Consider the following 14,568-nt stretch of genomic DNA (forward strand, 5'->3'; position numbering starts at 1 on the left):
CCAGCGGGGTAGGCTTGAGGAGTGTCGACTGAAGAACATTCCACGTCCGGCATCATGAACCCCGAGGGCACTCCGGACACCGGCGTGACCTGGCATTTCGGGGATCCGTTCGGGGAGCAACGTGCAGCCGAACGCGGCGCCGCGGTGATCGACCGTTCGCACCGCCGCGTGATCACCCTGACGGGTCCCGAGCGCCTGTCCTGGCTGCACTCGATCACCAGCCAGCACCTGACGCACCTGCCGGACCGCACCGCGACGCAGAACCTCAACCTGGACGGCAGCGGGCGCGTACTCGACCACTTCCACCTCATCGACGTCGACGGCACCACCTACCTCGACACCGAGCCGGCCGCGCTCGCGCCGAAGGACGCGCCGCTCAGCCCGGACCTCGCGACGTACCTGCAGCGCATGGTCTTCCGGTCCGACGTGCAGGTGCAGGCGCGGGACGACCTCGCGGTGCTCACCGTGATCGGCCCCGAGGCGGAGGCGGTCGCCGCCCGGGTCGAGGGCGTCCGCCGCACCGAGCCCGGCGAGGTGAACCTCATCGTGCCGCGCGAGCGCCTCGCCGCGGACTTCGCCGCCCTCGTCGCCGCCGGGGCCCGACCGGCCGGCACCTGGGCGTACGAGGCCCGACGGGTCGCCGCAGCCCGCGCCCGGCAGGGCGTCGACACCGACGAGAAGACCATCCCGCACGAGGTCGACTGGATCGGCACCGCTGTGCACCTCGACAAGGGCTGCTACCGCGGGCAGGAGACCGTCGCGCGGGTGCACAACCTGGGCCGGCCCCCGCGCCGCCTCGTGCTGCTGCACCTCGACGGTTCCGCCGACGCCCGGCCCGCGACGGGCGACCCCGTGACGCTGGACGGGCGCACCGTCGGGCGGCTCGGCACCGTCGTCGAGCACGCGGACTACGGCCCCATCGCCCTGGCGCTGATCAAGCGGTCGATCCCCGACGACGCGAAGCTCGACGCGGGCGGGGCGGCCGCCGCGATCGACACCGACGTCACGCCCTCGGCCGACGCCGGGGAGCAGGCCGGACGGTCCGCTGTCGACCGGCTGCGCGGCCGGTGACGCCGACGAGGGTCGTCGCGGTCTGCGTCGTCGCCGAGGAGCGCCGCCTCGACCCGCGCAAGCCCGAGCAGCGCACCGCGATCGACAAGCGACCCGTCGACGGCCCCGTCGACGTGGGACCGCTGGGCCCGGCCACCGACCACGTCTGCGACACCCGGCACCACGGCGGCGAGGAGCAGGCCGTGTACGCCTACTCCGAGCACGAGGCGCGACACTGGGCCGAGGAGCTCGGCCGCGACCTCCCGCCCGGCTGGTTCGGCGAGAACCTGCGCCTCGACGGCGACACCACCGACCTCGTGGTCGGCACCCGGCTGCGGATCGGCGCCACGCTGGAGCTCGAGGTGACGATCCCCCGCACCCCGTGCCGCACCTTCGCGCTGTGGTCCGGCGAGGACGACTGGCTGGCGCGATTCATGGCCCGCGGCGATTCCGGGGCCTACTTCCGCGTTCTGACCCCCGGTCCCGTGGCCGCCGGCGACCCGGTCGTCGCCGTGCACGTCCCGGAGCACGGAGCGACCGTTCGCGACCTGTTCCGTGCGACACGGCCGGACCGGCTGCGCGCCCTCCTCATGGCCGGTGACCTGCCCCCGAAGGTCGAACGGGACGCCACGAAGGCCCTCAAACGCGCCGACTGACACCCAGGCGGCAGCACCATCGGCGCGAGCACGCTAAACTGGGCGCCAGGAAGAATTACTAAACGGAGAAAGGGGCCGCCACCCGCCGGGCAATCCGGTAGCTGGCCGCCCCTTCATTGCGCAAGGGGGTCCCCCATGGGCCGCGGCCGGGCAAAGGCGAAGCAGACCAAGGTTGCACGGGAGCTGAAGTACAGCACTCCGAGCACTGACCTGAAGAGGCTGCAGGACGAGCTGGCAACGGGTGAGAACGATGAGGCGGATGTCATCGCCTCGCACCCCGAGTGGAGCGACGTCGCGGGGGAGCCGTACCGCGAGGAGGAGTGGCGCCGCGCCTGACGCGTCGCGCCTTCCGCTCGTACCCCGCCTTGGGCACCGTGACCGCGGGTCACGGTGCCTACGGCGTTCCTAGAACTTCGGGTGCGAGCCGCTCAGTACTGCACCGGCAGTGTCACCGTCGGACTTCTTGATCGTCCCCAGGACCCAGCTGTCGATGTGGCGTGCGGTGAGCACGGCCAGCGCGCGGTCGACGTCCTCGGGCGCGACGATCGCGACCATGCCGACGCCCATGTTGAAGGTCTTCTCCATCTCGGCCTGCTCCACGCGGCCGCGCTGGGCGATGAGCGCGAACACGGCCGACGGGCTCCACGTGTTGCGGTCCAGCTCGGCGACGAGGCCGTCGGGGATCACGCGACCCAGGTTCGCGGCGAGCCCGCCTCCGGTGACGTGGCAGAAGGTGCGCACCTGCGTCTCCTGCGCCAGCCGCAGGCAGTCGAGCGCGTAGATCGCGGTGGGCTCGAGCATCTCCTCGCCCAGCGTGCGGCCGAACTCCTCGACGTAGCCGCCGAGGTCCATGTGGCCCCAGTCGAGCAGCACCTTGCGGGCCAGGCTGTAGCCGTTGCTGTGCAGGCCGGAGCTCTTCATGGCGATCACCACGTCGCCGGCGCGCACGTTGTCGGGGCCGAGCACCTCGTCGGCCTCGACGACGCCGACGCCGGTCGCGGACAGGTCGTACTCCCCCTCGGCCATGAGGCCGGGGTGCTCGGCGGTCTCGCCGCCCAGCAGGGCGCAACCCGCGCGGACACAGCCCTCGGCGATGCCGCCGACCAGCTCGGCGACGGTCTCGGGGACCACCTTGCCGACGGCGATGTAGTCCTGCAGGAACAGCGGCTCGGCGCCGGTCACGACGAGGTCGTCGACCACCATGGCGACGAGGTCGATGCCGACGGTGTCGTGCTTGCCCATGGCCTGGGCCACCGCGATCTTCGTGCCGACGCCGTCGGTCGACGCGGCGAGCACGGGCTCGCGGTACTTCTTGAGCGCGAACAGGCCGGCGAAACCGCCGAGGCCGCCGAGGACCTCGGGGCGGGTCGCGCGCTTGGCATGCGGTTTGAACAGCTCGACGGCCCGGTCACCGGCCTCGATGTCGACTCCAGCAGCGGCGTACGAGGCACCCTGCGGCGGGTGGGTGTTGGAATCCGTCACGGATCCATAGGCTACCGGACCGGGAGCCGTCGGGCGTCCGGCGGACTCGGGGACCTCGCCGGTGCCCGGCTACGGGCCCGGGCTCAGGGACGACGCAGCGCCGATGCGTTGTCGTTCTCGGCCTGCAGCGGGTCGCCCTGCGTGCCGGCCTTGAGCATGTTCTCCAGGACCGCCTTGCCCATGGACGTCGAGTCGGGCAGCGGGATGGGGTACACCCCGTCGAAGCAGGCGCGGCACATGGACTCGCCCGCGTGCTCGGTGGCCGCGGTCATCTCGTCGAGCGAGATGTAGCCCAGCGAGTCGGCGCCGATCGCGGCGCGGACCGACTCGACCATGGCCTCCATCGAGTCGGCGCCGCCGCCGTTGGCGATGAGCTCGGCCGGGGAGGCGAAGTCGATGCCGTAGAAGCACGGCCACTTCACCGGCGACGAGGCGATGCGCACGTGGATCTCGGCGGCGCCGGCCTCGCGGAGCATGCGGATGAGGGCGCGCTGCGTGTTGCCGCGGACGATCGAGTCGTCGACGACGACGAGCCGCTTGCCCCGGATCACCTCGCGCAGCGGGTTCAGCTTGAGCCGGATGCCCAGCTGGCGGATGGTCTGCGAGGGCTGGATGAAGGTACGGCCGACGTAGGCGTTCTTCATCAGGCCCTGGCCGTAGGGGATGCCCGACTCCTGGGCGTAGCCCACGGCGGCGGGGGTGCCCGACTCCGGCACCGGGATCACGAGGTCACCGTCGGCGGGGTGCTCACGGGCCAGGCGGCGGCCGATGTCGACGCGGGTCGAGTGCACCGACCGGCCGTGGATCACCGAGTCGGGGCGGGCCAGGTAGACGTACTCGAAGATGCAGGTCTTGGGGGTGGGCTCGGCGAACCGGGTGGAGCGCACGCCGTCCTCGTCGATCGCGAGCAGCTCGCCCGGCTCGATGTCGCGCACGAAGGAGGCGCCGACGATGTCGAACGCCGCGGTCTCGGAGGCGACGACCCAGCCGCGGTCGAGGCGGCCGAGCGACAGCGGACGCACGCCGTGCGGGTCGCGCGCGGCGTACAGCGTGTGCTCGTCCATGAACGTGAGGCAGAAGGCGCCCTTCACGGTGGGCAGCAGCTCCATCGCCGCCTGCTCCAGCGTCCGGTCGGCAGCGGCGTGCGCGAGCAGCGCCGTGAGGATGTCGGAGTCGGACGTGGCGGCGTTCCGCGGGCGGCCCCCGGCGACGCCCACCTCGACGGCGCGCTCGGCGAGCTCCGCCGTGTTCACCAGGTTGCCGTTGTGGCCCAGCGCCACGCCGTTGCCGGCGCTGGTGGTGCGGAAGATCGGCTGGCTGTTCTCCCACGTGGTGGAGCCGGTGGTCGAATAGCGGCAGTGGCCGATCGCCACGTGGCCGGGCATCGAGCTCAGCGTCTGCTCGTCGAAGACCTGGCTGACCAGGCCGAGATCCTTGAAGACCAGCACCTGCTGGCCGTCGCCGACGGCGATGCCGGCGGCCTCCTGGCCGCGGTGCTGCAGGGCGTAGAGGCCGTAGTAGGAGAGCTTCGCGACGTCCTCCCCGGTGGCCCAGACGCCGAAGACGCCGCACTCCTCCCGGGGCTCCTGCTCCTCACCGTCGTCGAGCGGGGCGCTGGTGTTGACGACGCTGAGCGGAAGCTGCTGCACGGCTGACTCCTGGGGCTGGGGGCGTGGCCTGATCCGATTGTAGGACCGATCCGCCAGCGGAAACGAATCGCCGAGTAGGTTTCTTCCCGGAGACGAGGGGGTTCGAGTGGCGAAGACGATCGATCCGGCGGAGATGCGGGCCGCCGTGCTCGCGGTCCGGGAGTGGATCGTCGACGACGACGCGTCCGCTCCCCCACGCGCCGCGATCGCCGCCGCGGTCCGGTCGACGGCCCGCACGCTGGCGCAGGACGCGCCGGGCGGGTCCGTCGAGGTGCGGGTGCCGCCCTTCGTCGCGGTGCAGTGCATCGAGGGGCTGCGGCACACCCGCGGGACGCCCCCGAACGTCGTCGAGTGTGCGCCGCGCGTCTGGCTGCGGCTCGCGACGGGCCTGGTCACCGTCGACGAGGCGACGGAGGCCGCCGATCTCGCGGCCAGCGGCTCCCGCGCGGGCGAGATCGCCCGCTACCTGCCGATCCTGCGGCTGTAGCGAACCCTGCAGCTGTAGCGGACTCAGCGGCCGCGGCGCCTCAGCGCGCCGTCGAGCCGCGCAGCATGAGGCGTCCGACGCCGGCGGGCTGCACGGGCGCGTCCTCGCCCCGCAGCAGCGCGACCAGCGTCGTCACCGCCCGCCGGGCCAGCTCCTCGGGCTGCAGATCGACGGCGGTGATGTCCGCCGCACGCGCCTCCTCGGCGTCGGAGCCCGCCGCGATCCGCACCGCGCCCGGCACCGCGTGGCCGAGCTCGCGCAGCCGCTCCGCCGCGCCGACGGCGGGCGCCGCGGCGAGGCAGTACAGCGCGTCGGGCACGCCGTCGACGCCGGGGACGCACCCCGGCGGGAACCACCGGTCGACCGCGTCCACACCGGCGGCCGCGCCGAGCGCGTCGGCGTGCACGACCACCGCGGCGGGTGCCCCCCGGTCGGCGCACCAGGCGCGGTACACCTCGATGGAGCGCAGCGACCACTCGTCCTGCTCGTCGGCGGCGAGGAACGCGATCGTCCGGCTCCCGGCGGCGGCGAGGTGCTCGAGCACGTCGCGTGTGATGCGCTCGGTCTCGATCCCCACGTGCCCCGGCGCATCGTCGGCCCAGGTCCCGTCCTCGCGCGGCGGCAGCCCGACGGTGACGCACGGCGTCCCGATCCGTTGGCACAGGTCGATCAGCGGGTCGCCGCGGACCGGCTCGGTGAGCAGGATCCCCTCGGCGGCGAGGGCGGCCGACGGAGCGTCGTCGCGCGCGGGGTCGCCGACGAGCATGAGGCAGTAGCCGGCGTCGAGCGCGGCCATCGCGGCGGCGCCGGCGAGGCGCAGGAAGTAGTCCACGCCGTGCAGCTGGCCGGGGTCGATCCGGTCCAGCGGGCGCACGACGAGCGCGAGCACGCTGAGCCGGTTGCGGCGCAGGCCCTGGGCCAGGACGTCGGGCCGGTAGCCGAGCTCGTGGGCCGCGGCGCGCACCCGCTCGCGCGTCTCGGCGGCGACGACCCCGTTGCCGCTGAAGGTGTGCGAGACGGTCGTGACCGAGACGCCCGCGCGACGCGCGACGTCGGCGATCCGGGGCCGGCTGCTCATGGCACCCACGCTAGACCCGCGGGGAATTCCCGCCACTCTCTTGTCCAAATCGATTTGGCTACCTAGCGTGATCCGCGCCACACGGCGCCGCTGACCGCGCGGCGCGACCGATTCCCCGCGGAGGCCCGATGACGCCGACCCACCCCGCCCCGGAGGGCGCTGCCGCCCGGCCGGACCCATCCGCGCCCGCGACGCCGACGGCCGACACGACCCGGCCCCGGGTCGAGGCCCACGGCATCGACGTCATCCCCGACGCCGAGCGGCACGGGCGCGCCCGCGACCTGTTCGCGTTGTGGTGCGCGCCCAGCATCAACTACCTGTCCTTCGTGGTCGGCGCGGCGCTCGTGCTCATGGGCCTCGAGCTCTGGCAGGCCGTGGCCGTCGCGGTCGTCGGCTGCCTGTTCTCGGTGGTCACGGGGATCGTGGCGATTCCGGGACCGGTGTCGGGAACGCCGAGCCAGGTGACCACCCGCGCGATGTACGGCGTGCGCGGCAACCGCGTCGCGATCGCGGTCAACGGCTGGTTCGTCTCGGTCTGCTACATCGCCATCAACTGGGCCGCGGCGGCGGCCGTCGGCTACACGCTGCTGCAGCACTTCGACGTTCCGATCAGCACGCCGGCGAAGTTCGCCGTCATCGCGGCGATCGCCACCGCGACGGTGACCGTCGCCGTCTTCGGGCAGGGGATGATCAGCCGCCTGTACCCGCTGCTGTCGCTCGTCCTCGGCGTCGTCTTCCTGGTCATGTCGGGGTTCGTGGCGTCCCGCGCCGACCTCGGATTCGCCCAGCCCGCGCCGCTGCACGGCTTCGACCTGTGGGTCGCGATCCTGGGCGGGCTCACCCTGGTGGCCGCCGCGCCGCTGTCCTACACGATCAGCTCCGACTTCGCCCGGTACCTGCCCGCCGACACCCGCCCCGCGTCGGTCGCGGCCGCGACCGCCCTCGGCGGCGCGATCCCCGGCGTCGTCCTCGTCGCGGCGGGCGCCCTGGCCGCGACTGCGGTCGACATGTCCGACCCGCAGGCCGGGCTGATCTCGCTGATGCCGTCGTGGTTCGTGCCGATCTTCCTCGTCGCGGTGATCGTGAGCACCGTGTGCAACAACGCGCTCACCTCGTACAGCGCCGGCCTGGCGCTGCAGTCGGTGGGCCTGCCGCTGAGCCGGGCGCGGGCGGTCGCCGTGACAGGCGTCCTCGGCGCGCTGCTCACCCTCTACGCGCTGTTCGTGTCCGACTTCCTCGGCGCCGTCAGCAGCGCGCTGTCGATGCTCGTCGTGCTCGTCGGCCCGATCATGGCGGTCTACGTCACCGACATCGTGCTGCGCCGCGGCCGCTACGACGGGGTGGCGCTCAGCGACGTCTCGCCCGCCTCCCGGTTCTGGTTCACGGGCGGCGTGAACCTGGCGGGCGCCGTCTCCGTCCTCGCCGCGGCGGGCTTGTCCCTGCTGTGCGCGCACACCGTCGAGTTCCGCGGTCCGATCGCCGTCGGCCTCGGCGGGATCGACCTGTCCCTCCCCGTCGGCGTCCTCGCCGCCGCCGGCCTGTACGCCCTGCTCACCCGGATCCTCTACGGATTCCCCACCCCTGCAACGGAGTAGACCATGACCACCACCCTGCACCGCGGCGGCCGGATCTTCACCGCCGACCCCGACCGCCCCTGGGCCGAGGCACTCGTCGAGACCGGGGGCGTCCTGACCTTCGTCGGGTCCGACGCCGACGCGCGCGAGCACTGCCGCGACGCGAGCGGGCTCCGCGTCGTCGAGCTCGACGGTGCCGTCGTCCTGCCCGGCTTCGTCGATGCGCACACCCACCTCGTCCACCTCGGTTCGTCCCTGGGGCACCTCGACCTCCTCGCCGCGCGCGACGCGGCCGACCTCCAGGCGCGCCTGCGCGCCTACGCCGCGGAGCACCCCGACGCGCCGCGCCTGCTCGGCGGGCAGTGGCTGTTCGAGCCGCTCGCCGGGCGCGCCCCCGACCGGCACCTGCTCGACGAGGCGGTCGCCGACCGCCCCGTCTACCTGCACTCGAACGACATGCACTCGATCTGGGTGAACACCGCGGCCCTCGCCGAACTCGGGATCGACGATTCCACCCCGGACCCCCTCGGCGGCACCATCGGCCGCGACGCGACCGGCGCGGCCACGGGCATGCTCTACGAGACCGCGGCGCTCGGCCTCGCCGAGGACTTCCTCGCGGGCCTGGTCACCGACGCCGACCGGGACCGCGCCCTCGACGCCGCGGTCGCCGCCTACCTGGAGGCGGGCGTGACGGGCGCCGTCGACATGGGGATGCGCGCGGACGATCTCGCCGCCCTGGAACGCGCCGCGGCCGACGGCCGGCTGGGGATCCGGGTCGCCGCGCACTGGCTCATCGCGCCGACCGGCGACCCCGTGGCCGATCTCGCGCAGGTCGACGAGGCCCGCGCCCTCGCCGAGCGACTGGCCGGCGGTCCGATCCGGATCGCGGGCGTGAAGATCATGGTCGACGGCGTCATCGACAGCTGCACCGCCGCGATGCGGGCGCCCTTCGCCGACGGCAGCCGCCCCGGCCCCATCTGGCCCCTCGCAGCGCTGGAGCCCGTGGTCCGGGCCGCCGATGCCGCGGGCCTGCAGGTGGCGATGCACGCCATCGGCGACGAGGCCTCCGACATCGCGCTCACCGCGCTCGAGCGGGCGATCGCGGCCAACGGCCCGCTCGACCGGCGGCACCGGCTCGAGCACCTGGAGACGGTGGCCGAGGAGAACGTCGCGCGGCTGGCGCGCCTCGGCGCCGTCGCGTCCATGCAGCCCGTCCACGCCGACCCGGCGATCCAGGCGACCTGGCGCGCCAACCTCGGCGATCATCGCGTGGAGCGGGGCTATCCGTGGCCCGAGTTCACTGCGGCGGGCGCCGTGCTGGCGTTCGGCTCCGATGCGCCGACGGCGCCGCACCCGCCGCTGCCGAACATGTTCGTGGCGTCCACTCGGCGGTCGGCGATCGACCCGTCGCTGCCCGCGAACCTCCCGGAGCTGGCGCTGCCGCTCGCCGCGGCGCTCGGGCACGGGACCCGCGACGCGGCGTACTCGTGCCGGTGGGAGGACGTCGCGGGCACGCTGCGGGCCGGCCTCGCCGCGGACTTCGTCGTGCTCGACGCCGATCCGTTCGCCGCCGGTCCGGACGCGCTGCTCACGGCGAACATCGCGCGGACCGTCGTGGGCGGCCGGACGGTGGCCGGGCGCTGAGCCCCGGCGGGGCGACTACTTCGCCGTCCGGACCTTGTTCGTGGCCGCGGTGAGCGCCTGCGTGAAGCCCGCGCGGTCGGCGCGGCCCGAGTCGCTCACCGTGGTCGAGACCAGGAGCACGGCGTAGCCGCGGACCTGCTCGCCGCCGATGAGCTGCTCTTGTACGAAACGCGAGTCCTTGCCGTCGACGGTGACGGTGCCCGTGGCCCGGGTGAACACGGCCCGCGCGCCCTTCGGCGCGCCCGGGAGCGCGATCGGCGCGGACGTGGCGTTCATGACGACGCGGTCGGCCGAGCCGGGCTTCGGGTTCATCTCGATGCGGATGTTCTCGCAGCCGGCGGGGATGCGGAGCGCGTTGTCCACCGCGCCGGCGGACGACAGCGTCTCGGAGAGGGCGGTCCGCTTGGCCTCGTTGACGGCCACGACGATGGGCAGGCCGGCGGCGCGGCCGAGGGCGGCCCGGTCGAGCGTCGGCGCGCAGTGCGCCGGGGTCACGCGGGCACCGTTGATACCGGTGCCGACGGTGTCGGTGATCTCCGACAGCTCCCGCGGGCTCACCTTCTGGACCTCGTAGCCGGCGGGGAATTCGCCCTGCGTCAGCAGCAGCTGCGCCGCAGGCGTGGCCGGCTTCGCGGGCGCGGCGGAGGCGATGCCCGCCGGGGACAGGGCCGCCGGGGCGGCGAGGGCGAGGGCCGTGAGGGCCAGGGCGGAACGACGGACGGCGCGCATGAGGATCCCCTATCGGTTCGGCGTCAACGCCGTCGAGAATAGTTCATCACTCATCCGCGCCGGTGAAGACCCGACAGTCCGGACGGGCCCGATGACTCCATTCGCCCCCACGCGCCGCGCCGCTTCTGCAAAGCTGCGAGCCATGGGTGCCGATGTCGATGCCAGGGTGTTCACGCGCGAGGACCGCATGCGGTTCCGCCGCCAGGTCCAGCGCGGAACGGACGCCATCGCCCGGATGCTGGCCGAGGGTCTGTTCACGGACGACGGAGCGCCGCCCGAGCCGCTGCTCGGCATGGAGGTGGAGCTGAACCTCGTCGACGACGAGATGGAGCCGGCCATGGCGAACGCGGAGGCGCTGGACGCCATCGCGGATCCCGACTTCCAGACCGAACTGGGCCAGTTCAACATCGAGATCAACGTGGCCCCAAGGCCGTTCGTCGACCAGAGCACCGAGAACCTGGAGGACTCGCTCCGCGAGTCGCTGAACCGGGCCGACGAGCGGGCCCGCGCCGCGGGCTCGAACCTGGTCATGATCGGCATGCTCCCGACGCTCGAGGAGGAGCACTTCGGCAAGCAGTGGTTCTCCGCGAACCCGCGCTACGACCTGCTCAACGAGCAGGTCTTCGCCGCCCGCGGCGAGGACATCGAGATCGACATCGAGGGTGCCCCGCTGCCCGGCGCGGTGGTCGGCGAACGGCTCGACATCACCTCGGACACCATCCTCCCCGAGGCGGCCTGCACCTCCCTGCAGCTGCACCTGCGGGTCGCGCCCGAGGACTTCGCGGCCCACTGGAACGCGGCGCAGGCCATCGCGGGCGTGCAGGTGGCGATCGCCGCGAACTCGCCCTTCCTCGCGGGGAAGGCGCTGTGGCACGAGACCCGCATCCCGCTGTTCGAGCAGGCCACCGACACCCGGCCCATCGAGCTGCGCAATCAGGGCGTGCGGCCGCGGGTCTGGTTCGGCGAGCGGTGGATCACCTCCACGTTCGACCTGTTCGAGGAGAACACCCGCTACTTCCCGGCACTGCTGCCGGTGTGCAGTGACGTCGACCCGCTCGAGGTGGTCTCCCGCGGCGAGTCGCCCGAGTTGCCCGAGCTCCGCATGCACAACGGCACCGTCTACCGCTGGAACCGCCCCGTCTACGACGTGGTCGACGGGCACGCCCACCTGCGCGTCGAGAACCGCGTGCTGCCCGCGGGCCCGACGGTGGTGGACACCATGGCGAACGCCGCCTTCTACTACGGCGTGGTGCGCGCGCTCGTGGAGGCCGACCGACCCATCTGGACCCAGATGAGCTTCGACGCCGCCACGGAGAACCTGCACTCCGGCGCCCGCGACGCCTTCGACGCCGGCCTGTACTGGCCCAACGTCGGCTGGATCCGGCCCGACGAGCTGGTGCTGCGCCGCCTTCTCCCGCTCATGGACTCCGGCCTCAAGGCCTACGGCGTGGGCTCCAAGTCGCGCGAGCGCTACATGCAGGTGCTCGAGGGCCGGTGCATCCAGCGGCAGACCGGCTCCTCGTGGCAGCGGCAGGCCGTCGCGAACCGCGAGGCCGCGGGCGAGTCCCGCGAGCAGGCGTTGCGCGGCATGCTCGCCGACTACGTGCAGCTGATGCACGAGGGGAACCCGGTGCACACCTGGGAGGTGTGAGCCCGAGGTCGCCGCCGTCGCGCCCCGGTCATTCCCCCGGCGGGTACGGCCTGATGTCGAAGCTGTCGCCGAGGAGACGCTTGCCGTCGAAGACGGGATCTTCGTCGAGCGTTGCGATCACGCGGGGGTCCTGGGTCGCGGCGGCGTTGCCCTTGTCACGAGCGGCACGGGACGGCCATTCCGTCACGGAGACGACGACGGCCTCCGCAGTGTCGACGCCGACGAGCTGGGCGATGCCCCGAAGCTCGCCCGGGGAGTACGACGTGCCATCGGCATGGAAGTCGCTCTGGTTCGCCGCACCGTCGGCCTGCCAGTAGTCGACGATCCGGGTGGCACCGTGGTCGCGGTACACGGCGGCCATCCGTCGCGAGAACTCGAAGTAGTCTTCCTTCTTCGCGTGGGGCACCGGAGTGATGGTGATGTCGGCGAATGTCATTGCTCTACTCCCTGTTGCGGTTGTCCGACCGTAACAACTCCCGCAAGACGCAGGCAGCGTACGACGTGACGGTTGCAGGCGTGGGGTGGGCGCGGTCCCGTCGACGTCCCTTTCCGAGTTCGTCCCCCAGCATCCAGGGGATCGCGGTCCGGTGGCTTTGAGCGGCGCCAGACGGTCAGCGGCGCAGCACGAAGAAGAACGGCGGCACGTCGCGCAGGTCCATGACACCCAGCAGGGTGGCGTCGTCGACGCGGCGGAAGTGGTCGTTGATGGGCAGCGCGTCGTAGCTCATCGTCGCGGTGACGACGCCGCGGTGCTCCATCATGCGCAGCCGCGCACGGGGTTTCGACGTGCGCACCAGTCGCAGCCCGCGGCGGGCCAGCGGCGCGGTGGCGGTGAGCAGTCCGCGCGGCAGCCGCATCGACGCCCCGAGCGGCATGGCGGCGGGATTCACCGGGTAGGGGCCGCGCGGACCGTCGAAGACGAGCGGCTGCACGTCGTTCGCGGAGGCGAAGCGCTTGCCGTGCCAGCCGTAGAGCTCGAGCAGCCCGTCCATGGGGTGGCCGGTGTCGAGGCCCTCGCCGCGCCAGTCGCCGAGGATGTCGGCCACCTGCACGGCGGGGAGCGCGTCGTAGAGCGCGAAGGCCTCAGTGGCGGTGCCCGCGGCCTGCAGGCGGGCGAGCTCCGCGGCCGGTGCTCCGGGGGTCGTGATCATCGGTCCTCCTCGTCGGCGCCGTCGACCCGACGGTACGCGCTCAGCCGCCGAGCAGGTGCGCCAACGCGTCGTCGACCGCGGGGTACCGGAAGGGGTGGCCGCGTTCCTCCAGCACGCCGGGACGCACCCGCTGAGAGGCGAACGCGAGGTCGTCCGCGCCCTCGCGGCCCAGGAGGAGGGCCGGACCGAACGCCGGGACGGGGAGCAGGGTCGGCCGGTGCACGGCCCGGCCGAGGGCGCGGGTGTACGCCGCGTTGCGGACCACGCCCGGCGCGACGGTGTTGACGGGTCCCGACAGTCCGGTGTCCCACAGCGCCCGGTGGTAGACGTCCACCAGGTCGTCGATGCCGACCCACGGCTGCCACTGGCGGCCGTCGCCGAGCCGGCCGCCGAGGCCGGCGCGGAACAGTGGCAGCAGCAGCTTCAGCGTCCCGCCCTGGGGCGCCTGGACGATCCCGGTGCGGACGGTGACCACGCGCGGTCCGTCGCCGGCCCCGTCGTGCGCGGCGGCCTCCCAGCGGCGCACCACGTCGGCGAGGAAGTCGGGCTCCGCGGGCGCCGCCGACTCCTCGGTGAGGATCTCGTCGCCCCGGTCGCGCCCGTACCAGCCGACGGCGGAAGCACTGACGAACACGGGCACGCCGGCCCGGGCGGCGGCCCGGGCGAGCAGCCGCGTCGGCTCGATCCGGCTCGCCGCGATCCGTTCCTTGTGCGCCGGGGTGAACCGCCCGGCGATGCTCGCCCCGGCGAGGTGGACGACGGCGTCCACGCCCTCCAGCGCGGCGGGATCCGGCGCGGCCGGGTCCCACCGGCGCTCGTCCTCGGACCGCGGCTCACCGCGGACCAGCCGCAGCACCCGGTGCCCGCCGGTGCTGAGGAGGGCGACGAGGTCGGTGCCGACGAGTCCCGATGCACCCGTGACGGCGACGGTCGAGGGCCCCAGTCCCGCGTCGGCGGCCCGACGGTGCGCCGCGAGGTCCCCGGCGAGGCGCCGGTACCGGAAGGCGATGACCTCGGCCAGCAGGCGTTCCGGCACGGGGGTCTCCACCTCGTCGGTGACCCGGGTCCGGTGCGCGTCGACCGGCTCGAAGCCGTGGACGTGCCGCCAGGGGAACAGGCCGGCGGGCAGCGAGCGGACGCCGTCCGCCGAGACCTCGTCGACGAACCGGCGGCCGGGCACGTACCCCTCCGGGTCGTGCGCGGCGCGCCACTGCAGGCCCCCGGGCAGGTCGATCACCGTCACGCCGTCGGCGAGGGAAGTGGCCTGCGACCGGAGGCGCATCGGCAGCCAGGGCGCCTGCAGGCGCGCGAACGCCCCGGGGCGGGAGAACCAGTCGAAGACCTCGTCGACGGGTGCGTCGACGACAGCGGATCCGTGTATTCCCATGGCTCCACGCTAGCCCCGGGGCCCCGCGAG

The 14,568-nt window shown here is 73.4% G+C and carries 14 protein-coding genes; 7 read left to right on the plus strand and 7 right to left on the minus strand.

Features of this window, described 5'->3' with window-relative positions; all coding sequences use genetic code 11:
• Nucleotides 1-54 precede the first annotated feature (54 nt).
• The 3 genes from ygfZ to BLW32_RS23520 all read left to right on the plus strand — a co-directional run bounded on the left by ygfZ (nucleotide 55) and on the right by BLW32_RS23520 (nucleotide 2,042).
• Nucleotides 55-1,071: a CAF17-like 4Fe-4S cluster assembly/insertion protein YgfZ gene (gene ygfZ / locus BLW32_RS23510; RefSeq protein WP_068741486.1), complete on the plus strand. Its 1,017-nt coding sequence runs from the start codon at nucleotides 55-57 to the stop codon at nucleotides 1,069-1,071.
• A complete protein-coding gene (locus BLW32_RS23515) occupies nucleotides 1,068-1,706 on the plus strand; it encodes an MOSC domain-containing protein (RefSeq protein ID WP_068522763.1) in 639 nt (212 codons plus the stop codon). Before ygfZ ends, BLW32_RS23515 begins: the two co-directional genes overlap by 4 nt.
• 135 nt (nucleotides 1,707-1,841) lie before the next feature.
• The gene (locus tag BLW32_RS23520) at nucleotides 1,842-2,042 is read left to right on the plus strand and encodes a DUF3073 domain-containing protein (protein ID WP_068522764.1); all 201 of its coding nucleotides are present in this window, start codon (nucleotides 1,842-1,844) and stop codon (nucleotides 2,040-2,042) included.
• A gap of 69 nt (nucleotides 2,043-2,111) precedes the next feature.
• On the opposite strand, the gene purM is transcribed toward BLW32_RS23520, so the two are convergent.
• The gene (gene purM / locus BLW32_RS23525; protein ID WP_068741485.1) at nucleotides 2,112-3,188 is read right to left on the minus strand and encodes a phosphoribosylformylglycinamidine cyclo-ligase; all 1,077 of its coding nucleotides are present in this window, start codon (nucleotides 3,186-3,188) and stop codon (nucleotides 2,112-2,114) included.
• Nucleotides 3,189-3,271: 83 nt separating this feature from the next.
• The gene (gene purF / locus BLW32_RS23530) at nucleotides 3,272-4,837 is read right to left on the minus strand and encodes an amidophosphoribosyltransferase (RefSeq protein ID WP_068522766.1); all 1,566 of its coding nucleotides are present in this window, start codon (nucleotides 4,835-4,837) and stop codon (nucleotides 3,272-3,274) included.
• Nucleotides 4,838-4,970: 133 nt separating this feature from the next.
• On the opposite strand from purF, the gene BLW32_RS23535 reads away from it, so the two are divergent.
• Nucleotides 4,971-5,324: a sterol carrier family protein gene (locus BLW32_RS23535; RefSeq protein ID WP_068741664.1), complete on the plus strand. Its 354-nt coding sequence runs from the start codon at nucleotides 4,971-4,973 to the stop codon at nucleotides 5,322-5,324.
• Between the two features lie 40 nt (nucleotides 5,325-5,364).
• Here BLW32_RS23535 and BLW32_RS23540 read toward each other — a convergent pair whose 3' ends face one another.
• Nucleotides 5,365-6,402: a LacI family DNA-binding transcriptional regulator gene (locus tag BLW32_RS23540; protein ID WP_068741484.1), complete on the minus strand. Its 1,038-nt coding sequence runs from the start codon at nucleotides 6,400-6,402 to the stop codon at nucleotides 5,365-5,367.
• Nucleotides 6,403-6,530: 128 nt separating this feature from the next.
• Here BLW32_RS23540 and BLW32_RS23545 point away from each other — a divergent pair, with 128 nt between their 5' ends.
• Nucleotides 6,531-7,997, plus strand: coding sequence for a purine-cytosine permease family protein (locus BLW32_RS23545; RefSeq protein WP_068741483.1), 1,467 nt, complete (start codon nucleotides 6,531-6,533; stop codon nucleotides 7,995-7,997).
• A 3-nt stretch (nucleotides 7,998-8,000) separates the two neighbouring features.
• Entirely contained in the window at nucleotides 8,001-9,620 is a 1,620-nt protein-coding gene (locus tag BLW32_RS23550; protein ID WP_068626454.1) for an amidohydrolase, read from the plus strand.
• A gap of 15 nt (nucleotides 9,621-9,635) precedes the next feature.
• Here the strand turns inward: BLW32_RS23550 and BLW32_RS23555 are convergent, their stop codons facing one another.
• Nucleotides 9,636-10,349: a hypothetical protein gene (locus BLW32_RS23555; RefSeq protein WP_068522770.1), complete on the minus strand. Its 714-nt coding sequence runs from the start codon at nucleotides 10,347-10,349 to the stop codon at nucleotides 9,636-9,638.
• 142 nt (nucleotides 10,350-10,491) lie between these two features.
• On the opposite strand from BLW32_RS23555, the gene BLW32_RS23560 reads away from it, so the two are divergent.
• On the plus strand, nucleotides 10,492-12,000 hold the full coding sequence (locus BLW32_RS23560; RefSeq protein WP_068522771.1) for a glutamate-cysteine ligase family protein: 1,509 nt from the start codon (nucleotides 10,492-10,494) through the stop codon (nucleotides 11,998-12,000).
• Nucleotides 12,001-12,028: 28 nt separating this feature from the next.
• Here the strand turns inward: BLW32_RS23560 and BLW32_RS23565 are convergent, their stop codons facing one another.
• The 3 genes from BLW32_RS23565 to BLW32_RS23575 form a co-directional block, all read right to left on the minus strand.
• Nucleotides 12,029-12,436: a DUF1428 domain-containing protein gene (locus BLW32_RS23565; protein WP_068522772.1), complete on the minus strand. Its 408-nt coding sequence runs from the start codon at nucleotides 12,434-12,436 to the stop codon at nucleotides 12,029-12,031.
• Between the two features lie 175 nt (nucleotides 12,437-12,611).
• Nucleotides 12,612-13,151 (minus strand): DUF4334 domain-containing protein, encoded by a 540-nt coding sequence (locus BLW32_RS23570; protein ID WP_068741482.1) that lies wholly within the window; start codon nucleotides 13,149-13,151, stop codon nucleotides 12,612-12,614.
• 40 nt (nucleotides 13,152-13,191) lie between these two features.
• Nucleotides 13,192-14,538, minus strand: a complete 1,347-nt coding sequence (locus BLW32_RS23575) for a TIGR01777 family oxidoreductase (protein ID WP_068741481.1) — start codon at nucleotides 14,536-14,538, stop codon at nucleotides 13,192-13,194.
• Between the last annotated feature and the right edge of the window lie 30 nt (nucleotides 14,539-14,568).

Origin of the sequence: Tsukamurella tyrosinosolvens (genome assembly GCF_900104775.1) — a bacterium.
GTDB lineage: Bacteria > Actinomycetota > Actinomycetes > Mycobacteriales > Mycobacteriaceae > Tsukamurella > Tsukamurella tyrosinosolvens.